This is a genomic window from Frankia nepalensis (genome assembly GCF_016786325.1).
In the GTDB taxonomy this organism is placed as follows: domain Bacteria; phylum Actinomycetota; class Actinomycetes; order Frankiales; family Frankiaceae; genus Pseudofrankia; species Pseudofrankia nepalensis.
Window position 1 is genome coordinate 90,684 of the sequence record NZ_JADWYU010000097.1, and the last position, 22,646, is coordinate 113,329.

Annotated in this window: 10 protein-coding genes; 4 read left to right on the forward strand and 6 right to left on the reverse strand. The window is 70.7% G+C overall.

Annotation, left to right across the window (positions count from 1 at the left end; translation table 11 throughout):
- Positions 1-49: 49 nt before the first annotated feature.
- The 4 genes from I6A81_RS09295 to I6A81_RS09310 all read right to left on the reverse strand — a co-directional run bounded on the left by I6A81_RS09295 (position 50) and on the right by I6A81_RS09310 (position 4,108).
- Positions 50-976 carry a FadR/GntR family transcriptional regulator gene (locus I6A81_RS09295; protein WP_203002419.1) on the reverse strand — a complete coding sequence of 309 codons (927 nt, stop codon included), beginning with the start codon at positions 974-976 and terminating at the stop codon, positions 50-52.
- 247 nt (positions 977-1,223) lie between these two features.
- Complete coding sequence (locus I6A81_RS09300; RefSeq protein WP_203010151.1) at positions 1,224-2,612, reverse strand: PaaI family thioesterase; 1,389 nt, start codon at positions 2,610-2,612, stop codon at positions 1,224-1,226.
- A gap of 381 nt (positions 2,613-2,993) precedes the next feature.
- Complete coding sequence (locus I6A81_RS09305; RefSeq protein WP_203002417.1) at positions 2,994-3,533, reverse strand: carboxymuconolactone decarboxylase family protein; 540 nt, start codon at positions 3,531-3,533, stop codon at positions 2,994-2,996.
- Positions 3,533-4,108, reverse strand: a complete 576-nt coding sequence (locus tag I6A81_RS09310) for a peroxiredoxin (RefSeq protein ID WP_203002416.1) — start codon at positions 4,106-4,108, stop codon at positions 3,533-3,535. Before I6A81_RS09310 ends, I6A81_RS09305 begins: the two co-directional genes overlap by 1 nt.
- A gap of 346 nt (positions 4,109-4,454) precedes the next feature.
- Here I6A81_RS09310 and I6A81_RS09315 point away from each other — a divergent pair, with 346 nt between their 5' ends.
- From I6A81_RS09315 to I6A81_RS09325, 3 genes are all read left to right on the forward strand, one after another.
- The gene (locus I6A81_RS09315) at positions 4,455-5,390 is read left to right on the forward strand and encodes a hydrogen peroxide-inducible genes activator (protein ID WP_203002415.1); all 936 of its coding nucleotides are present in this window, start codon (positions 4,455-4,457) and stop codon (positions 5,388-5,390) included.
- A 796-nt stretch (positions 5,391-6,186) separates the two neighbouring features.
- Positions 6,187-16,044, forward strand: coding sequence for a DNRLRE domain-containing protein (locus tag I6A81_RS09320; protein WP_203002414.1), 9,858 nt, complete (start codon positions 6,187-6,189; stop codon positions 16,042-16,044).
- 11 nt (positions 16,045-16,055) lie between these two features.
- Positions 16,056-16,508, forward strand: a complete 453-nt coding sequence (locus I6A81_RS09325; protein WP_203002413.1) for a DUF4240 domain-containing protein — start codon at positions 16,056-16,058, stop codon at positions 16,506-16,508.
- Between the two features lie 594 nt (positions 16,509-17,102).
- Here I6A81_RS09325 and I6A81_RS09330 read toward each other — a convergent pair.
- Positions 17,103-17,984: a hypothetical protein gene (locus I6A81_RS09330; protein WP_203002412.1), complete on the reverse strand. Its 882-nt coding sequence runs from the start codon at positions 17,982-17,984 to the stop codon at positions 17,103-17,105.
- An 87-nt stretch (positions 17,985-18,071) separates the two neighbouring features.
- Positions 18,072-19,235, reverse strand: coding sequence for a cation diffusion facilitator family transporter (locus I6A81_RS09335; RefSeq protein ID WP_238428854.1), 1,164 nt, complete (start codon positions 19,233-19,235; stop codon positions 18,072-18,074).
- 547 nt (positions 19,236-19,782) lie between these two features.
- Here I6A81_RS09335 and I6A81_RS09340 point away from each other — a divergent pair.
- Positions 19,783-22,521 carry a carboxylate--amine ligase/circularly permuted type 2 ATP-grasp protein gene (locus I6A81_RS09340; RefSeq protein ID WP_203002411.1) on the forward strand — a complete coding sequence of 913 codons (2,739 nt, stop codon included), beginning with the start codon at positions 19,783-19,785 and terminating at the stop codon, positions 22,519-22,521.
- The last annotated feature ends 125 nt before the right edge of the window (positions 22,522-22,646 follow it).

Consider the following 22,646-nt stretch of genomic DNA (forward strand, 5'->3'; position numbering starts at 1 on the left):
GCCGGACTCAGGTCCGGCGGCCGGCCGACCCGTGGGCCGAGCCTGGCGGTCAGCCGCCGAGCAGGTCGAGGACGACGTTGGACGACGACCTGTCCGTGGACTCGGCCAGGTGCCGGCGCCAGAGGGCCTCGGCGGCGTCCGGGTCGCCCCCTTCGATCAGTTCGACCAGGTGCCGGTGGACGTCCTGGTGCTCGGCCAGCGATCCATGCCCGTCCGCGCTGACGGGCGACCAAGGGGTGTCGGGGCGCCCCTCGGCGGTCGGCTGGTGGTTGGCCGCGGTGTGCAGGATGTGGCGGAGCATGTTGTCGATCACCGTGAGCGTCTGGTTTCCGGCCAGCTCGACGAGCAGGTGGTGGAAACCGCTCAGCGACGCGCGCGGGTCCGTCGCCGCGCCCTCCTGGATCGCGCCGCGGCCGTCGATCGCCGTCGCGGACTCGGCCAGCGCCGCACGCAGCCGGCCCAGGACCGGCTGCGCCGGCGACTCGGCCAGCATGCGCACCGCCGGCGTCTCCAGCGCCGCCCGCGCGTGCTGGACATCGCCGACCGTGGTGTGCCGGTGCTCGAGGACGAGGCCGGCGTAGCGGGCGGCGACGTGGCCGTCCGGACGGTGCACCCGGGCGCCGCCGTGGGCGCCGCGGCGCACCGAGATGAGCGCCTCGGACTCCAGCACCCGGAACGCCTCGCGCAGCGTCGGCCGGGACACGCCGAACTGCTCCATGAGCACGGCCTCCGGCGGCAGCGCGTCGCCTTCGACCAGCTCGCCCCGCACGATCTGTCGGCGCAGGTGGGCCGCGACGAGCTCGGCGGTCTTGGGCACCCGGACATGCCGCCCGACGCGCCCGTCGTCGAGGAGGGCCGACGGCGCGGGGCGGACCGGGCTGCCGGCGCCCATCGGGCCGCCCACCCGGGTCATGCGGACCGAATGGGCGGTCCGCCGGGCCGTATCGAGGTTCGTGGCCGACTGCAGTAACGCCATGACGTCGTCTCCCTGTGGGTGGCGGCGGCCTGCCGCCAGGCCGCTGGAGGTCGCTGTCGCGACCGCGCCGAGTCTTACAGGGTGTTCTGTAGCCGCTTGATTACGGGTGGAGGAATACCACGGTGTGATACGAAGAATGTAACACACTGTGAAGATGCCTGATTACTATCCGCATGGATAGCTGGCGTACGGATGATCGTTGCGCACGGGCTCGGCGGTCGGCGCGCGGCGCTGGTGACCTGCGGTTTTAGGGCAGCGGCCGGCGCTGGGTGGTTCGGGCGACGGTCCCCCGCGCGAGCACGCTCGGTGGCGCGTCGACCTGGCCGAGCTCCACGTCGACCACGGCCAGTCGTCGCCCGACATGTCGGACCGAGGCGACGACCGTCATGTCCTCGTCGAGCGGCAGTGAGCGCACGACCGACAGGTCCAGCGTCTGCAGGTGCGCGGTGTTGCCGGTCGGCAGCCGGCGGGTGAGCGCGACGCTGATCGCCGCGTCGACGAGCGCGCAGCTGGCCGCGGCGTGTACCCGCCCGAGCCGGTTCGCCAGCCACGCCGGCGGCGGCATCCGCAGCACCAGTCGGTCATCGTCGTGCTCGGCGGCGGCCGCCAGCGCGCCCAGCAGGGGGTGCGGCGGCGGCGCGTGGTTGACCAGCCCGTCCGGCATCTCGTCGACCGGTTCGCCCGCCGTGTCCCGTGGCGGCTCACCGACGGCGCCGACGGTGTAGTCGAGGCCGACGGCGTCGCTGGGCATGGCCGCCGGGGAGAAGACCGCGCAGACGGCCGAGGCGACCGCCAGCCTGCGCCCGTCGTCGGTGCTGATCGTCGCGGTCGCGCGCCGCAGGCCCGTGTCGGGCTCCTCCGCGTCGGCGTCGTAGGCCTGGGCCTCGGCCCGCAGCCGGACGGGCGGCCGCCGCCCCCGGGCGGCGGCCCGGTCGGGGCTGAACATCGACAGCGGCCCGAGTGGGCCTCGCTTGACGTCCGGGTCGGCCCAGCCGCCGGTGGGGCCGTGGGTGCGCAGCTGCAGGGCGGCCGTCACGGTCAGGTCGCCGGAACGCGGGCTGGTACTGGTGGCGGCGCCGAGCGCGATCTCGGCGAGCGCGACGACCGCCGCCGTGCCCAGCCGTGGGCCGGGGGCGGGGCCGGTGAGCCAGGCCGGGACGGTCATCGTGACGGTGGCGAGCCCTTCGGCCGCCGTCCGCACCCGGGCGCCCACCGCGTCCGCGAACGGGCTGCCCACCGGCGTGCCGCCCTCGTCTTCGGGGGAAGGGCCGGGCTCGGAGTCGAAATCGGGCTGGCCGGCCGCGGCATCGGGCTGGCTGGCCGCGGCCACCGCGGCGCGCCTGGGCCTGGTGGCCGCGGCTGGGGCGCCCGTGTCGTTCGCGGGCGCGGCGTCGTTCGCGGGCGCGGCGCTCCCGCCCGGCGGGCTGGCCGGCGGCTTGGGGAAGCTGCGCGGCCAGGCGCTCAGCCGCCGCAGGCCCTCCAGCCGCGCGGCGCCACCGGCGAGGGTGAGGTCGGGCGGGGTGTCGTCGGCGGGTTTCGTGGCATCCTCGGGCCCGGCCGGGCGCTCCGCCTCAGCGGTGGCCGGCGGCTTGGGCGCCTCGTCCTCGGGCAGGATGTCCACCTCGTCCCCGATCATGCGCTTCTGTCTAGCAGGATCCGGGGAATTGCTGTGCATCTGCCCAGATCCGTGACGTGGATCACGCTGGACATTCCGGAGTTCGTGCTCCGGATGACCGTCTCGGGCCTTATAGAGCGAAATGCCACAAATGCGGGTTCGGGCTGCCGAACGCGCGGAGCCGGCGCCCTGAGGCAGGGCGCCGGCTCCGTTCCGTAACGCTCCTGTCACGTTTCGGCCGTGGCCGCGGGAAGCGGCCGGCTCGCGCCGACCGGGATGCCGAGCGTCCCGCCGTGACCGGGCGACCGTCGGCCGGTCCGGACGGCCGTCCCGGACGGGCACGCCGGCCAGGCCGGCTGGTGCCGGCCAGGCTGGCTGATCCAGGACGACCGCTCACGGGCCTCAGACCGTGGCCGGGATGAGCTCCTCGGACTCGAGGGTGACGGCGACGGCGTGCACGACCGAGGCGATCCGGATCGCGTCCTGGATGACCTCGCGGGACACCTCCCGGCCGCGCAGCTCGTGCTCGTGCGCCTGCAGGCAGCGGCCGCAGCCGTTGACGGCGGACGCCGCGAGCGACCACAGCTCGAAGTCGACCTTCTCGACGCCCGGGTTGGCGATCGCGTTCATCCGCAGCCCGGCGCGCATCCGGTCGTACTCCGCGTCCTCCAGCAGGTGCAGGGAGCGGTAGTAGATGTTGTTCATCGCCATCAGCGCCGCGGCGGTCTTGGCCGCGCGGTAGGCCTGCGCCGACAGGTGCGCGCGGGCCTCGGGCTCCAGCTCGGCGATCGCCGCGCGGCCGCGGCTGGCCAGCGCCGCGGTGAGGACGGTGCCCCACAGCTGCTGCTCGGTCAGGTGGGACTGGCTCGTCACCGAACCCAGGTTCAGCCGCAGGTCCTTGGCGTACTCGGGCAGCGCGGCCCGCAACGCCTCGACGGACATCAGACGCCCACCTCCACCTTCTCCTGCGAGACGATCTTGCCGCCGACGCTGAGGGTGCCCTGGCCCTTCTGCCAGTTGCAGGGGCACAGCTCGTCGGTCTGCAGCGCGTCGAGCACCCGCAGGACCTCGTTCGGGTTCCGGCCGACGCTGCCGGCGGTGACCATCGTGAACTGGATCACGCCGTCCGGGTCGATGATGAAGGTGGCCCGCTGCGCGACGCCGTCGTCGCCGAGGACGCCGGCGGCGGCGGTGAGCTCCTTCTTGATGTCGGCGATCATCGGGAACGGCAGGTCCCGCAGGTCCTCGTGGTTCTGGCGCCACGCGAGGTGCACGAACTCGCTGTCGGTGGAGACGCCGAGTACCTGGGCGTCGCGGTCGGCGAACTCGTCGTTGAGCCGGCCGAAGGCGGCGATCTCGGTGGGGCAGACGAAGGTGAAGTCCTTCGGCCAGAAGAAGACGACGCGCCACTGGCCCGGGCGGCTGGCGGAGGTCTCCTGGACGAACGCCGTGTCGGGGTTGTTGCCCACGACGGCGGTCAGGTCGTAGGTGGGGAAGGCGTCACCAACGGTAAGCACGGTGGCTGTTGTCCTCTCGTCCTGTCACGGTGATCTCGGGGCGCCGCGTGCTCGCCCGGCGCGTCGCGGAGCCGGTCCGGGACGCCGGCTCCGCGACGCGGGGCTGCCTGCTCGACGCGCTGTGGTGCTCGACGCGCTGCGGTGCTGGGTGCGCTGGGGTGCTCGAAACGCTGGTGTGCTCGAAACGCCGTGGTGCTCGGACGGCTGGGCGCGGCCCCGGTCGGCCGGTTGGGGTCCGCGCCCGGGTGGGCTGTCGATCCAGCCGACCGGGGCCGTGCGCCCACTGTGCCGTGCACGGACTCAAAAGAGAAATCGAAAGATTCCGCAGGATTGATAGAGTCTTGCTATGGCTATGCCGCAGCCCACGCTGGCCCAGCTGCGCGCCCTCGTGGGTGTCGCCGAGCACGGCCACTTCGGCCGCGCCGCCGCGGCGCTGCACGTCAGCCAGCCGACGCTGTCGAGCGCGGTCGCCGCCCTGGAGAAGACGATGGGCGTCCAGCTCGTCGAGCGGACCACGCGGCGGGTCCTGCTCACCCCGCTTGGCGACGAGATCGCCCGGCGGGCCCGCGGCGTGCTCACCGCCGTCGACGACCTCGTGACGGTCGCGCTACGCGCCCAGGTCCCGCTCACCGGCGACATCACGCTGGGCGTCATCCCGACCATCGCGCCCTACCTGTTGCCCCGGCTGATGCCGAAGCTACGCGTCCGGCGGCCGGACCTGCGGGTGGCGCTGCGGGAGGACCAGACGGCCGACCTGCTCGCCGACCTGCGCGCCGGCGCGGTCGACGTGGCGCTGCTGGCGCTGCCGACCGACGAGCCGGGGCTCGCCGAGATCCCGGTCTACGACGAGGACTTCGTGCTGGTCATCCCGGACAGCCACCCGCTGTCCGGGGGCGCCTCCGTCCCGGTCGCCGCGCTCGGCGGCCAGGAGGTGCTGCTGCTCGAGGACGGCCACTGCTTCCGGACGCAGGCGCTGGACGTCTGCCGGGAGGCGGGCGCCCGGGAACGCTCCGCGCTGCGGGCCGCGAGCCTGTCCACGCTGGTACAGATGGTCGCCAACGAGCTCGGCGTCACGCTGCTGCCCGCCTCCGCGGTGGCCGTCGAGGTGGGGGAGGGGCGCGGGCTCGGCGTGGCCACCTTCCGCGCTCCGCCACCCCGCCGCCGCGTCGGCCTCGTCTACCGCGAGACCTCGGCCCGCGCCCGTGACTGGGCCCTGCTGGCCGCCGACATCCGCGGTTCGCTGCCCGAGACGGGACTGCGCCTCACCCCGGCCGCCGGCTGACGACGCCCGCGGCGCCCGGAACGGCGTGGCGACGGACCACAGTCACCGCGCTGGGACAGCTGGTCGCCCGTCGCCCGTCGTCGGACCGGCAGGTGGCGGCCTGCGGGTTGGCCGGCCTGGCGCCGGTACCGGTGCCGGTCGGGGCATGCTCCACGAGCCGCGACGCGGGCGGTCTATCCGGGCGGACCGTCCCGCCAGGCCGGGTGACCCGCGCTGGCCACCACCGGGCCGGGCGGCGGAGTGGAGTTCTGCCAGGTCACCGGCCCGGCCGTCCGCGCCACGCCAGTTTCGTTGCTGCGAAGAAATACGCGCCACAATGACGGTCCGGGCGGCGGTCGTGTGGCTGGTTGTGCTCCCCGAGGCCCGTCTCGTGACTGACGGTTGTGGTGGCGCTTGCTACCGCCGATTCGCTGCGTGAGTGGACTGACCGTCAGCTGACCGTCGGCGGCCTTTGCCCCTCTGCCGCGCGCGAACCGCTTGACGGGCGGTTGTCCGTACGCCATATTTGGCTCCGCTGTAGATACTCTCGCCATCCGTTGGGCATGCCTAGGTCGTGTTGACCAGGCCCTGGGTGGCTTCACCGGGCACGCCGACGTGTCCGGGGCGCAGTCTCCTCTCCTTTGGGAAGTCCTCTTTCCTCCACCGCCCTCTCGACGCGTGAGGCTTTAGCCTCGCGCGCTCTGAGGGCGGTTCTGGCTGGTTTGGGACCTCCTTTTTTCACCGACGTCGCGGCGTGCCGCTATTGGCGCGCCGGTTCTGGTCCTGTGTTTTCCTTTGACCTGCGCGGAGCCACAACATGACTCGCCGGTTCCTGCCCGTGCGCCGTTCCCTGTCCTTTGGCCGGAAGATGTGGCGGCGCCATGCCCGGGTGCGTCGGGTGGCGTTGCTGCTGGTGCCGGCGTTGCTGGTGTCAGGCGTCGTGGTGCTGGTGGTGGACCGGGTGACCGATCCGGATCTGGTGCCGATCTCGGAGCAGAACCCGTTTCGGGACGTGAAGCTGCCGGAGTCCTCGAACGGGACGGCTGAGGGCTTGGAGCAGCTGGTGCCGGCGGAGGTGACGTCACGGGACGCGGCGCCGGATGTGGCGGAGGTGATGGCACGGGTTCCCGCGATGGAGGGGGCGGTGCCGGCGTCGCCGGAGGAGAAGCCGCGGGAGGTGGTGTATCCGACGGGTGCGGACGCTCCGGTGGGGGAGGTGATCCTGCCGGAGGTGCCGGCGGGTGCGGAGTTGCCGTTGGAGGAGGACCTGGCGGCGGGGGTGCGGGAGCCGGATGGGGTGCAGCCGGGCCGGGTGGAGGTTCAGGCGGCACGGACGGACAACGCGTCGGTGTTCCGGAACCCGGACGGCACGTATTCGACGGAGGTGTCGACGGAGCCGGTGCGGTTTCAGGACGAGCAGGGCCGGTGGGTGGAGGTGGACACCGGGCTCGAGGAACAGAGCGGCGGCGGGTTCGAGGCGAAGTCGGTGGCGGCGCCGGTGGAGATCGCCGCGGCGGCGGACGACGCGGAGTTGGCCCGGATCGAGCTGGGCGATGGGCTGTCGGCCGGGTTCGCGTTGGAGGGTGCGGCGGCGTCGGACGGTGTGGCCGACGGGGAGTCGGTGACGTTCGCCGAGGTACGGGAGCAGGCGGATCTGGAGCTGTCGGCGTCGGCGTCGGGACTCAAGGAGGTCATCGTTCTGCAGTCGGCGGATGCGCCGACGAGCTGGACGTTCCCGCTGGCCCTTGAGGGGTTGACGGCGGGTCTGGACCGGCAGGGGCGGGTGGTGCTGTCGGATGGTTCGGGTGCGGTGGTCGCGGTGGTTCCGCGGGGGTGGATGGAGGATTCGTCGCCGGGCCGGGCGACGTCGGAGGGTGTGACGTACAGCCTGGTGGAGGCTGAGGGCACGGGTCAGCCGGCGTTGCGGGTGGATCTCGACGCGGAGTGGTTGGGGGCGCCGGAGCGGGTGTTTCCGGTGCGGGTGGACCCGACGGTGACGCCGGTGGCGGCGGGTGCTGATGACACGTGGGTGTCGTCGGCGACGCCGGGTACTGCGCAGGGGTCGGATGGGTCGTTGCGGGTGGGGCTGCAGGGCACGGGGGATGAGAACCGGGCCTATGTCCACTTCCCGAACAACTCGGCGTTGCAGAACGCGAACATTCTGTCGGCGCAGGTGTCGTTGTACAACACGGCGTCGCATGACGCGTGCACGGCGCATCCGGTGTCGCTGTATCAGGTGACGCAGCAGTGGAACGGCACCACGCTGACCTGGCCTGGCGCGTCGATCAGTGGTGAGGTCGCGCAGAGCACGTTCTCCCATCAGAGCGGCAACGGGGGCTGCCCGGCCGGGTGGGAGACGTTCAGTGACTCGCGATTGACGGAGCTGGTGGAGGACTGGAACGACGGTACGGCGGCCAATCATGGTCTGTCGGTGCGGGCGTCGTCGTGGGACGCGACGCATTACAAGGAGTTCGCGTCGCAGAACTGTGCCTGCACGGCGCCGGGGACGGCGGGGGACTACCGGCCGAAGATGAACATCACCTGGTCGCCGTATGACGCCGTCTACTCGTGGCCGACGGGCTCGCCGGTGTGGGAACAGGCGTTGACCGCGACGCAGCCAGGAAAGATCAAGGTTCGGATCACGAACCGCGGCAAGTTCACGTGGCCGGCGAACGGTAGTTACAAGTTGTCGTATCACGTGTATGACGCCACCGGGACCACTGAACTCGTCGCGCAGGGGTTTCAGACGAACCTGCCCGTGGCGGTGGGCCGTGGGCAGTCGGTGGATGTTCTCGCGACGGTGACGCCGCCGCCGGCGGGTAGTTACATCGTGAAGTTCGACATGCAGGACACCGCGGCGGGCGGGGCGTTCTTCTCGACGCACGGCATCTCGATGCTGCCGGTGGCGCTGGTCGCGCCGCCGGCGGGCGGGGTGCAGGTGACGACGTCGACGCCGGCGGACGCGGAGCGGGTCGAGACCCTGCGCCCGGTGCTGTCGCTGACCGGGAACCAGTCCGGTCTGACGTACGAGTTCCAGATCTGCTCGAACCCGGACGCGGCGAGTGGCTTCTGCAAGTCGTCGGGCGGCTTCATCTCCAGCTCGTCGTGGCAGGTGCCGGCGGATGAGATGAGCTGGGGGTATCCGTACTACTGGCGTGGCCGGGTGAAGTCCGGCGGCACGACGAGCGCTTGGACCCCACCGTCGAAGATCTATGCGCAGGTCCCCTCACCGCCGACGAGCGCGCATTTCGGCGGCGACCCGTATGTACCGGCGGAGGACTCGGTGTCGCCGCTGATCAGGAACTATGCGTCGTCGACGACGGATATCTCGGTGGCCGGGGTGGGGCCGGCGCTGGGGCTGACCCGGACCTACAACAGCCTCAACTCGTCGGTGGGGATGTTTGGTACTGGGTGGTCGTCGCAGTGGGACATGGGCGTCCGGGTCGACGATGCCGGTGAGGGCAACCTGGTGGTGCGGTATCCGGACGGGCGGGACAGCCGGTTCGGGCGGAACTGGGACGGCACGTTCACGCCGCAGGACGGCTACTACTCGCTGATGCAGGCGCCGAGCCCGCAGGTCGCGTCGTTCACCGGGGCGAACCACACGTCGTCGCTCGGCACCGCGGATACGGGTGAGTCGTGGCAGGTGCTGGCCGGGACGTGGGGAATCAACGGGAACAACGCCTACCTGGTCTCGGGCTCATCGGCGTCGGCGGTGATGCCGGCGCCGTCGGACGGGCTGATCCGGTTCACGGCGCCGGTGGCGCAGGACTATCTCGGGGTCGCGTTCCGGGTGCAGGACGCGAACAACATGTGGATCCTGCATGTCCAGCCCTCAAGCAACTCGCTGATCCTGGCCAAGCGGGTCGGCGGCGTCGGGACCCAGATCGCGACGTTCAGCGGCGCGTGCTGCGCGGCGACCGACACCTACGCGGTGCGGATGGCCGGTTCCGACCTGACGGTCTATCGCAATGACCGGGTGGTCGGGTCGGTGACGGACGCGCAGTTCTCGACCGCGACGAAGGCGGGCCTGTTCGCGCTGAGCACGGGTTCGGGGCGGATCGGGTCGGTCACGATTCTCGACGACCAGCACCGCGACAGCTTCACCCGCGCCGACTCGTCCACCCTTCTCGGGGCGACGGACACCGGCGAGAAGTGGCAGACGCAGCCGCTGCCGGGGCTGGGCAACGGGACCTGGGGCATCTCCGGTAACGCGGCCTACCTGGCGACCGCGTCCGGGAACCGCAACATGGCCACGGTGTCGGCCGCCGCCGACGGCCAGTTCTCGTTCAAGATGCCGGTGGCACAGGCCGGTCTGGGGCTGGTGTTCCGGTATGCGGACCCGAACAACTACTGGCGGGTGGTGGCCCAGCCGTCGGCGGGGACGTGGCAGCTGGTCAAGCGGGTCGGCGGGGTCGAGACCGTGGTGGCCACGTCGAGCGGCGGGCTGTGCTGCACGGCGTCGGACACGATGACGGTCGTCACCAACGGGCCGAACATCTACGTCCAGCGCAATGGTTCCCAGATCCTGTCGACGAACGACCCGGCGGTGTTCTACGGGAGCCGGGCGGGCCCGTTCGCGGAGGCGACCGGCTCGGGGAGGATCGACGACTTCACCGCCACCGCCGCGGTGACGCTGACGGAGAAGTCCGGGGACGCGTACACCTTCCGGTCCGACGGCCGGCTCGCGAAGATCACCGACCCTGCCGGCCTGCAGTTGGAGCTGAACCACAACAGCAACGCGCAGCTGACGTCGGTGGTGAACCTGACGACGCTGCGGACGCTGTCGTTCACCTGGACCGGCACCCACGTCACGAGCGTGTCCACGCAGAGCGTCGCCGCCCATTCCGGCCCGCTGACGTGGACCTACGCCTACGACGGCGACAAGATCACCTCGGTTGCCGGCCCGCACACGACCAGCCCGACGGAATATGACTACGCGTTCAACGGCAAGCTCGGGGCAATCACGCTGCCCGAGGGCAACGTCGACACGATCATCGGCTACAACCTCGATGGCACCGTGCAGTGGCGCGAGGACGGGCTTGGCAACCGCACCGAGTACGAGGTGCTGGCGACCAGCCCGAACACGATCGTCCGGGTGACCGACCCGCGCGACCACGAGACCGAGCACGAGTACCGCGACGGCCAGCTGGTCGCGCAGCGGGACAACATCGGAAGCCGGCAGTTCGTCTACAACGACCGCGGCTTCCCGTACCAGGTCATCGACGAGAACGGCAACATCGTCCAGACCGAGACCGACACCCGCGGCAACGTGATCGCCCGTTCGCAGGCCCGCGCCTATTACGGCGGCACGCTGTTCGTCAACACCGAGTACTACAACTACTACCTCGGCGCACCCGGCGACCCGCGCAACGACCTGGTCACGGTCCACCGGGACGCCCGCTCCGCGTCGCCGTCGGACAACACCTACGCGACCTTCTACGGCTACAACAGCTTCGGGCACATGACGGCGCGGACGAGCCCGGCCGTCGCCGGCTTCCCCGGTGGCCGGACCGAGACATGGATCTACTCCACCGGCGCCGAGGCGGCGGTGGCCGGCGGCGGCACGATCCCGCGTGGCCTGGAGATCTCGCACACCGACACCCGCGGCAAGACGGACACCTCCGGCTACGACGCCAAGGGCGACCTGCGCCGGGACCAGGACCCGGCCGGCCTGGTGCACGAGTACACCTATGACGAGATCGGCCGCGAGGTCACGTCGAAGGAGATCTCCGACACCTTCCCCGCCGGGCTGACCACCACTACCGCGTACACCAAGCTCGGCCTGGCCGCGCAGGTCACCGAGCCGGGCGTCACCAACCTGGTCACGTCGGTGGTGCACACCCCGGTCACCACCAACACCTACGACGCCAACGGCAACCTGACCCAGGTCACCGTGTCGGACGCCACCGGCGGGGACACCGCCCGCACGACGTCCTACACCTATGACGACGCCGACCGGGAGACCTACAAGACCGTCGGCGCTGGCAGCTTCCCCTGGGCGACCTACGCGACGACCTACGACCCGAACGGCAACGTAGCGACGACGACCGACCCGAACGGCACGGTCACCTCGTACACATATACGGCGCACAACCAGCTGGCGACCACGACGCTCGAGGACTTCGTCGACGACCCGGTCGCCGGCAGCAGCCCTCGGGACGTGGTGCTGGAGTCACGGGCCTACGACCCGGCCGACCGGCTCGCGTCGGTCACCGATGCCGAGGGACGCGCCGTCCGCTACCAGTACTGGCTGGACGGCCTGGTGTTCCGGGAGATCCATGAGGGCTACCGGCCCCCGGACCTCGTCAACGGGGTCCTGTCCGGCCCCGCCGCCCGCGACATCATCCTCGCCGAGCACGTCTACGACGGCGCCGGCAACGAGATCACCGAGATCACCGACGGCGGGCTGCTCAAGACCTCGACCGAGTACGACGCCGCCGGCCGGCCGACCGCCACCATCGTCGACCCGCAGGGCGTCGCCCGCCGGACCGACCTCACCTACGACGGCGGCGACAACGTCACCGCCACCGAGCTGTCCGCCGCCGGCACGACGACGACCGAACGCGTCGAGTACACCTTCGACGACGTCTCCCGGCCGACGTCGACCACCGTGTTCGGCAACGGGGTCGAACGGTTCACCGAGGCGATGACCTACGACCAGCGCGGCGAGATGACCAGCAGGGTCGACCCCCGCGGCTATGTGTCGGGCGGGCCGCCCAACTCGGCCTACGTGACCGACCACGTCAGCGACGCGGCCGGCAACCCGGCCCAGGCGATCCGCCCGTCGGTGCTGGTCGAGGAGAACGGCGCCGCGGCGACGTCGGACCGGCCGTCGGAGGAGGTCGGTTACAACACGTTCGGCGAGGTCACCCATGTGCGGGACGCCCGCAACCAGGTGACGGTCACCGCCTACGACCACCTGGGCCGGGTCACGCAGAAGACCTACCCGTCGTACACGCCGCCCGGCGGCGGCAGCGCGATCGTGCCCACCGAGTCGTGGAACTACGACGACAACGGCAACCCGACCACTCACGTCGACACGCGCGGCAAGACGACCACCACCGTCTACGACAAGCGTGACCGGGTCGTCGCCGTCACCGACCCCCAGCTGGCCGGCGCGCCGGCGGCGGGTGTCACCCGGAAGGTCTACGACGACGTGGACAACCTGGTCTCGGAGGTCGACCAGGAGGACGGCTGGACGTTCTACGCCTACGACGACCTCGACCGGGTCTGGGCGACGACCGTCACCGAGCAGTGGCTGACCCAGACCTTCACGACCTACACCGTCTACAACGACGCCGACGACATCGTCCGGGTCCTCCTGCCCGCCAACGTCGCCACCGGCGCGTCGACGACGTCGACCTACAACGGCGCCGGTGACCGGATCGCCGTCCAGGACGAGCTCGGCAAGACCACCACCTACACCTACGACCTCGCAGGCCGGGTCACGTCGGTCACCGACCCGCTGGGCCGGGAGACCCGCACCACCTACGACCGCGCCGGGCGCAAGACCACCGTCGCCGAGTACTCACCCACCGACGTCCTGCTGCGCAGTACGTCGACCGGCTACGACGCGGCCGGCAACGTCGTCTCCGAGACCGACGCGAACGGCCACGCCGCGAGCGCGACCTTCGACGCCCTCAACCAGCGGCGCACGATCGTCATCCCGATCGCGTCGGGCACGAGCGTCACCACGTCGGTCGGCTACGACCTGGCGGGCAACGCGACCCGGGTCACCGACGGCCGGGGCAACGCGACCATCACGACCTACAACTCGCTGAGCCTGGTCGAGAAGATCATCGAGCCGTCCACGACCGCCCACCCGAACCTGGCGGACCGGACCTGGACCACCACATACGACGCTGGCAGCCTGCCCGTCTCCGTCGTCGCCCCTGGCGGCGTCACCCGCACCTCCACCTATGACGCCCTCGGCCGGCTGACCGCCGAGTCTGGCAGCGGGGTGAGCACCCCCTCGGCGTCGCGGACGCTGGCCTACGACCTGGTCGGCCAGCTCGTCGCAGCTGACTTCCCGGGCGGGACGCAGTCGTTCACCTACAACGACCGCGGCCTGATCACCGGCGCCTCCGGCCCCGGCGGGACGAGCAGCTTCACCTACGACTCCACCGGCCGGATGAGCGGGCGCACCGACCCGGGCAGCTCGTCGACGTTCACCTACACGCCGCGCGGCGAACTGGCGACGGTGACCGGCACGGTCACCGGCGGTACTCGCACCCTCGGCTACGACGACGCCGGCCAGATCACCTCCGTCACCTACTCCGGCGCGACCCGGACGTTCGGCTACGACGACCTCGGCCGCACCATCTCCGACACCCTCACCGGCCCCGGCGGCACCGTGCTGCGCGGCCAGTCCTACACCTACGACAACAACGACAACCGCCTGTCCACCACCCTCGGCCCCCTCGGGGTCGCCGGAGCCGGCACCCAGACCTACACCTACGACTGGGCCGACCGCCTCACCTCCTGGACCGACCAGGCCAACGTCACCACCACCTACGGCTGGGACGCGGCCGGCAACCGCACCTCCGAGAACGCGGCCGTCTCGACCTTCGACCAGCGCAACCGGCTGCTCTCGGACGGCACGTCGACCTACACCTACACGGCGCGCGGCACGCTGGCCACCACGACCGAGGGCTCCACGGTCACCACCACCAGCTTCGACGCCTTCGGCCGGCTGCTCGGCGACAACGAGGGTGGCACCCTCCAGACCTACACCTATGACGGGCTCGACCGGCTCGCCACCCGCGACAGCGCCCCCTTCACCTACGCCGGCCTCGAGAAGGAACCCGCCACCGACTGGAATTCGGCGTTCTCCCGCGACCCCGACGGCGACCTGGTCGCCATCGGCACGTCGTCCGGGAACTGGGCCACCGTCACCGATACCCACGGCGACCTCGTCGCGGCCTTCACCACCGCGGGTGTCCTCACCGACAGCCGCAGCTACACCCCCTTCGGCGAGCCCGTCGTCGCCGGGAACCCGAACCTGCACATCGGCTACCAGGGCAGCTGGACCGACCCCGACACCGACAAGGTCAACGCCCAGGCCCGCTGGTACACCCCCGACACCGGCACCTTCATCAGCCGCGACCCCGCGAACCTGCCCATCACCGGCACCGCCGCGTCCAACCGCTACACCTACGCCGCCGCCAACCCCCTCGCCTACAACGACCCCACCGGCTTCTGGTCCATCATCTCGGCCGTAAAAAAGGCCACCAAGGCGGTGACGCAGCGGTCCGCGGAGGTGGCCAGGGCCAGAAACGCCGGGCTGAGCCTGGAGGCGCAGCGGCAGATCGCCCAGATGGGCGAGGCCAGGTTCTGGGCCGGGGTCAGGGCGTCCCTCGCCGGGGTCAAGCCGGCCCCCCCGCCCCGCCCGGACCTGAGCGGCGCGGCGAACCGGCAGATCGCCCAGATGGGGCAGAAGAACTTCTGGGACGGCGTGCGCGCGGCCCTCGCCTTCCAGGCAGCGGCCAAGAAGGCCGCGGCGGACAAGGCCGCCCGCGACAAGGCTGCGCGCGACAAGGCTGCCCGGGAGAAGGCTGCCCGTGAGAAGGCCGCCGCGGAGAAGGCAGCGGCCGAGAAGGCGAAGAAGAAATGCGGGCGGTTCGACTTCGGGTGCAAGGCGAAACAAGCCGTCAGCTCGGTGAAGGACAAGGCAAAGCAAGCCGTCACTTCCGTCAAGAAGAATGTTCAGACCGCGGGTAACTGGGTCGCGAAGAACAAGCTCGTGTCACTGTGCGCGAACTTCGCGCCCGGTTCGGTCGGCGCGGCCTGCGGCGGTGCCCAGGCTCTTGGCCACCTGGTCAACGGCCGTTACAAGGAAGCCGCCCTGTCCGCGGGCGGAGCCGTACTCGCCGGCGTCGGGGGAGGCGCCGCCAGAGGCGCTGTCGGCGGCGGCCTCTCCAAACTCGTCGCCAAGGGCTGTAAGAACAGCTTCACACCGGACACACCGGTCCTCCTCGCCGACGGCACATCCAAACCCATCGCCGACATCGACGTCGGCGATCGGGTCCTGGCCACCGACCCGGTGACCGGTCGCACCGAGCCCCACACCGTCACCAACCTCATCATCGGCCGCGGCGCCAAGATCCTCATCGACCTTGAGATCCAGACCGACCGAGGCCCCGCGACCCTCACCGCGACTCACAATCATCCCTTCTGGGAAGCCGACGACCAGACCTGGACCGATGCCGAAGACCTAGATGCCGGCGACACCCTCCGCCAGCCCGACGGCACCACGGTCACGATCACTGGTACCGTCACCAGACACCAGACACAGGCCGTCTATAACCTCACCGTCGCCGACCTCCACACCTACTACGTCCTCGTTGGCAAAAACCCTGTACTCGTCCACAACTGTAAAAAGAATCAAGGGGTTTACGAGTTCGCCGATCAGTGGAATCCGGGAAGCACTTATGTCGGAAAAACGAGCGATTTTGACAAGCGACTCCAGCATCATATCGACACTGGAAGACTCCGGAGCCGGGCGGATGCCAAGTGTACTCACGTGTGCGGAAACGATGATGATCTGTTTGTCGCCGAGCACCTTCGGATCCAAGAACTGCGCGGCCAGGGCGTTCAACTTTCAAACCAGAGGGCTTCGCCCGGAAAGAAGATTTTGGAGCAAAGAGGCTTCCAGCAGTTGCGGCTCTGGTAGGGAGAATTTTTGTGGTCAATTTCTGGCGGATAGTTGGATCGAGTGAGCTTCGAGACGCGAGTGATGTCGATAGTGCGTTGGAGAAGCTCTCGGGGCGGCTCGCTGTGCTTGGCCCAGAAGAGCTAGTTCGGTTTTCGGAGAAGTTGCGTGAGGCGCTGTATCGCCTGGATAGAAGGGGGTTGGCGGAGATACCCGTCAATGTCCGAGGGATGACATTCCCTCAGACGGACGACCAGTTTTTGTATGCGCGGTGTGCCTGCATTCTTGCGGGTGAGGATGTTTACGATGCGACGCTGCGATTCAATGATGAATTTGCGCGGTTCGCGACCCCGTTCGTCCAGAGGGCTGAGAGGCTTCTTTATCTACCGTCAGAGGCCTACGAGAAGATAGTTGGGAGAAAAATGGAGTCCGGGAGCGGGTTTCCGATCGACTCCGGGTCGAACGTGCAAGGTTGGCTCGACTAAGATCCGCGAGAGCCATTTCGATCGGCTTTGTGGCAGCCGTGTCTTCTGTCTGCCAGCAGGCTGGACCTACCAAAATTGACCAGTTGACTGTGGGTGGGAACACTGTCGCGGGGACACGCTATCTCGAACAGGTCATCGCCGACCTGAAGATACAGTGTTCTGCATCTGCCCAATGGCTGGTACTGGTGAAATTTCGCTGCCCTTTTTGACGCCGCGCGCACCCGCTGGGGCACGGGCGGCCACGAGCGGCGAGCTTGAGACGTTGCGCTGATCAGAGATCGCGTGGGAGCTGGCAGACAAAGCGGGACCGATCACATAAAGACTGTCGAAACGACTTGTGGGTCGAGGTTCAGAGCTCAGTGCTGCCGGGATACTTCTTGTCCGGTTCGGCTAAGGGCATCGGTTCGCTAGGTCGAGGCGGACGCGACCGGCGCCGCCTATCGGTCTGTTAGCCGATTTGCAGAGGTGATCGTTTCTTCGTAGGCTTGTGAAACCAGAGAGTTCTTCGGGGAACCTGGGGGCCTCCATTCGATTCTTGCCGTGAACGAAAGGCCAGGTCTTGCGGTAAGTTTTGCGGTTAAATCGGCCGTGGACCTATCGGAGGAGGTCCTCGACGTCTTCGGTGGTGGTGGCGGTGCTGGCGTGGCGTAGCCAGTGGCTGAGCTGGTCGAGGTCGGTGCAGGCCATGATTCTCTCGCGGAGTGTGTCGGTCACGGGCAGGCCGCGTGCCTCCAGGACTGTCAGCACCGCTCTCGCCTCGCCCCGGGCCTCGCCTCGGGCTTCGGCGCGGGCGTCGATCTCGTTGTATCGCTCGTTGTGGTACCGCCGGCCGAGAGCCGTGGTCATCAGGAACGCCTCCCATCGTGCCCGGGCGGCCGCGGGCAGGCTGCCCGCGGTCTCATCATCGTAAAAGATCTTCACATCTGGTTCCAGCGCGTTCAGTGCGGCCAGCAGCGCTGGGAACATCGCGTCGATGGCGGCGTCGTCGAGATGGCACATGGCCGAGAGCAGCACCCGCGCGGGCCGGGTCACCGCCAGCCGCTCGTCGACGATCAGCGGCACGTCCGCGGGGGTGAAGAACCAGGGCCGCAGCCACGCGCCGCTGCGGGTGTCGAGGGCGATCTGCTCGCGGTACCACTTGGCCACCGTCGCGTCGGGGACGAAGACCACCAGCGAGGCCTTGACCCGGAACTCGGACTCCATCTGGCCGATGTACAGCTTCCAGGTGCCCAGCTTGTCCGGATCCCGGCGGCGCTGGTTCTCGTAGACGGTGGCGCGGGTGGGCTTGTCGTCCGGCCCGCACAGCAGCACCATCGCGTCGGCCTGGTAGGTGCGCGTGCGGACGTTCGGGTCGTGGAGCCTGGCGTGCTCGAAGGCCGGCGCGTCGTCGCCGAGCAACTCGGTCTGGACCCAGTCGGGCAGGGACGGATCGAGCCGGATCAGCTCGATCGGCGTCTCGTGGGCACTGGAGGGCATGCCCGAGATGATGCCTGTCGGGTCCGACAGTCCTAATTCGGGCGATTCGCCCCCCGGTCTCCTGCCAGCTTGACAGCCGTCGGCTGATCAGACCGGATGTCGCCGGCCTTCGCCACTGGGCGGCGGGGCGGTGACGGAGCACTGCCAGCGGGGGCCGAGGGTGACCGTGAAGGCGGTGGGCTCGGCGTGGTCGACCTGGAGGGTGACGTGGTCGATGTGCCAGCGGTCGCGCAGCAGCAGGCGGGCGGTGTCCTGGACGCGGTGGCAGTCGCCGGCCTCGTCGACCAGCAGATGCGCCGACAGGGCGGGCATGCCGGAGGTGACCTCCCAGACGTGCAGGTCGTGCACGTCGGTGACCTCGTCGATGGCGGCGAGCGCCTGGCCGATCTCGGCGGGGTCGATGCCGACCGGGGCCGCCTCCATGATGACCCGGCCGGTGTCGCGGATCAGGCCGACGCCGGCGCGGATCATCAGGGCGGCCACGACCAGCGCGGCCAGCGGGTCGGCGCGGGTGAAGCCGGTGAGCAGGATGACGGCGCCGGCGAGCGCCGTCGCGATGAACGCGAACAGGTCCGTGAGCACATGCTGGAAGGCGCCCTCGACGTTCAGGCTGCGCCGGTCGGCGCGGGCGAGCAGCGCCGTCGCGGCGATGTTGACGACGATGCCGGCGAGCGCCGTGACCAGCACCGGGAAGCCGGCCACCTCGGGCGGGTGGGCAAGTCGCTGGCCGGCCTCGATGGCGAGCACCACGGCGAACGCCAGCAGCGTGAAGCCGTTCGCCTGGGCCGAGAGGATCTCGACCCGGCGCCAGCCGTAGGTCAGCCGCCCGCCGGCCGGCCGGGCGGCCAGCCGCATCGCGACCAGCGCCAGCGCGAGCGCGGCGGCGTCGGTGAGCATGTGCGCGGCGTCCGACAGCAGCGCGACCGAGCCGACCAGCAGGCCGATGACGACCTCGACGACCATGAAGCCGCCGATCAGCGCCAGCGCCGCCCACAGCAGCCGGGCGTCCGCTGACGCCGACGGCCGGTGCTGGTGCCCGCCGTGCCCGTGCCTGTGCACATGCCCATGTCCGCCGGTCCCGTGCTCGTCGTGCTGAGGCACATGGTCGCCGGCGTGGCCGTGCTCATCGGTATGGCCGTGCTCATCGGCATGGTCATGCCCATCGGCATGGCTGTGCACGTCCGCCGTGCCGGGCCGCGGCGCGTGGCCGACGTGGGCGCGCGCCGCCGCCTGGGCGCCGCGGCCGGGCATCCGGTTGTGATCGACGGCCGCGGACGTGGACTCGCCTGGCGCGCAAGCGTCGTCCGGCCGCCTGCCGCCGCCTCCAGCGGGGCCGCCTCCGTCGGCGTCGTGGCCCATGCCTGTCGCCTGATCTCTGACGCCGCTCACCGAGGCGCCGACCCGGCTGGGCCGCGGCCCGTCGACGGGTAAACCGTGATTCCCGCAACACCCGGACGAATTGAAGCCGCAGCGGTTTCCGAAATCATTTCCAGTGCATTCGGGCCGATATTCGCGGGCATGGTTGTCACAGTACGCCGGGCCCGGCCGTCGGTCGGGTGTTCGGATCGCCCGTCGCTCATCGTGATGTCGCGTCCGGGGAGGTGGAGGAAGCCGGCTGGCGTACCCCTCCGGCGGGCGAATCATGCCTGGAACGTAAGCGTAGCGTCGCGATCACGGGTGGTGAGTTGTGGTGCAGTCACCGGGTGTCATCGGCGATCTGGCCGATGAGGAGCTGAATGGGCGGTTCGCCGCGGTCAGGACATGCCGTCGTAACGGCGGCGACGTAGCGTCGGTGGCCATGAGCGGCCCGCTGATTCCCGCAGTCGGCGTCGAGGAGGAGTTTCACATCCTCGATCTGGCGACGCGCCAGCTTGTGCCTCGGGCCGAGGAGATCCTTGAGGTGCTGCCAGCCGGCGACCGCTTCACCGGGGAGCTGCTGAAGTCCGTCGTCGAGACCAACAGCGCCCCCACCCGTGACCTTGCCGCGCTGCGCGCCGACCTCGTCGACTCGCGCCGGCAGCTGGCCGCCGCCGCCGAATCGCTCGGCCTGGGACCGGTGGCCGCCGGCACGGTGCCGATCGTCGACCCGGCGACGCTCGAGATCAGCCGCGACCCGCGTTACCTGCAGATGACCGAGGAGTACCAGATCCTCGCCCGCGAACAGGTGATCTGCGGGGCGCACGTGCACGTCGACGTCGCCGACCGCGACGCCGCGATGGCGGTTATCGGGTACATCTCGCCCTGGCTGCCGCTCATGCTGGCGCTCTCGGCGAGCTCGCCGTACTGGATGGGCGCCGACAGCGGCTACGCCAGCATGCGCACCATGGTCTGGCAGCGCTGGCCCACCGCGGGCGTCGCCGCCGCGTTTCCGACCGCCTCCGAGTACGACCAGCTGGTCACGGACCTGGTCAAGTCAGGAGTCATCAGCGACCCGGGCATGGTCTACTTCGACATCCGCCCGTCGGCGCACCTGCCCACCGTCGAGCTGCGGGTCTGCGACGCCTGCCCGGACGTCGACACGGTGGTCCTCATCGCGGGCCTGTTCCGCGGCCTGGTCGGCCACGCCGTCGACCAGATCGATGCCGGCCGGCAGGCGCCCGTCCCACGGCCCGAGCTGCTGCGCGCCGCGACCTGGCGGGCGGCCCGCTCCGGCCTGGAGGGCGACCTGGTAGAGCTGACCGGCGGCGGCGCCGGCCCGGTGCCCGCCGACGAGCTGCTCGACCGGCTGCTCACCGAGATCCGGCCGTGGCTGGAGAAGGCAGGGGACTGGGAGCTGCTGTCCGGGCTGGCCGAGCAGGCCGTCCGCCGGGGCAGCGCCGCCGCCGCCGAGCGGCGTGCGTTCCGCCGGCGCGGCCTGCTCACCGACGTCGCGGATCTACTGCTCGCGCGCACCCGGGTCGCCGACCCCGGCTCCGACGCGGCGCCGTCCGCCGGGGCGACGGTGGAGGCACCGGCGGACTCGGCGGGGCTCGCCAGGGCGGACCGGATCGCGCCGACGCTGCTCGCCGGTTACCAGGCCAGCGCCGACTTCCGGCCGGACGGTTTCGACGAGGTCCTCGACGGGCGGGGCGCGGTCCGCGCGCCCTACCGGGCGATGCTGCGGACCCTGGAACGGCTCGGCCCGGACGTGCTGGCCGAGCAGGCCGCCGCGCGCCGCGCCGAGCAGGTCGCCGCCGGGATGGTGTTCCGGGTGACCGGCGAGACCGAGAGCCGGCCCATGCCGTTCGACCTGGTCCCCCGGATCGTGGCGGCGGCCGACTGGGCGACGATCGGCGAGGGGCTCTCGCAGCGCACGCGGGCCCTGGAGGCGTTCCTGCGCGATGTCTACTCCGACCGGTACGCCATCGCCGACAAGATCGTGCCCGAGTGGGCCGTCGCCGAGTCGCCCGGGCTGCGCCACTGGGGGCGCGTGGTGCCCGCCGGCGCGATCCGGGCCACCGTCTGCGGCATCGACCTGGTCCGGGACCGCGACGGCCGGTGGCTGGTGCTCGAGGACAACCTGCGCGTCCCGTCGGGGGCGGGCTACGCGGTCGCCGCCCGGCGGCTCACCCGTTCCGCCCTGCCCGAGCTCGCGCCACCGCCAGGCATCCTCGGCCTCGACGGCGTGCCGGCGCTGCTACGCTCCGCGCTGGTCGCGGCCGCGCCGCCGGCCGCCCACGACCGCCGGGGCGGGCCGGCCCTGGCCCTGCTGACCAGCGGGCCCATCGACTCGGCCTACTTCGAGCACGAGCTGCTCGCCAGCCAGATGGGCGTCCCGCTGCTGGAGCCGGGCCAGCTTGTCGTCGACGGCGACGCCGTCGCGTACCTCGACCCGGCCGGCGGCGGGCCGCGCCGCATCGACGTGCTGTACCGGCGGATCGACGACGACGACCTGTTCGCCGCCACCGGCGCCGATGGCGGCCCGCTCGGCCCTGCCCTGTTCGGCGCGCTGGCCGCCGGCACCGTCAGCCTCGCCAACGCCCCCGGCAACGGCGTCGCCGACGACAAAGTGATCTACGCCTACGTCAACCGGATGATCACCTACTACCTGGGCGAGCAGCCGCTGCTCGAGGACGTCCCCACCTACATCTGCGGCGACCCGGAGCAGCTCGACCACGTGCTGCGCCACCTCGACCAGCTGGTGCTCAAGCCGATCGACGGCTACGGCGGCGCCGACGTGCTCATCGGCCCCTACGCCGAGCCGCATGAGCTGACGGGTGCCCGTGAGCGGCTGCTCGCCGAGCCGCGTCGCTGGATCGGCCAGGAGATGGTCGCCCTGTCCACCCATCCGACCTGGGCGGGCGACCCCGAGGACCCGGACGGCGGCCCGGCCACGCCGGTGTCCGCGAACGGGGGGATGAACGGCGCTGGGCCGGCGGGAGGCGCTGGGCCGAGCCGCCTGGAGCCGCGGGCCGTCGACCTGCGGGCGTTCGTCTACCAGGGGGAGCGCACGGTCGTCGCGCCGGCGGCGCTGTCCCGGGTCGCGCCGGCCGGCAGCCTCGTCGTCAACTCCTCGCGCGGCGGCGGCTGCAAGGACACCTGGCTGCTGCGCGGATGACCGGGCCCTCGCCGCCGGCCGTTTCACCATTAGTCCGGAGTTTTCAGATCACGGGGGCGATGGAAAAGGCTCAGTGAGCCAGTGCGCAACCACCCCGCGGCGGGATCACCAGCCGCGGCCTGCCT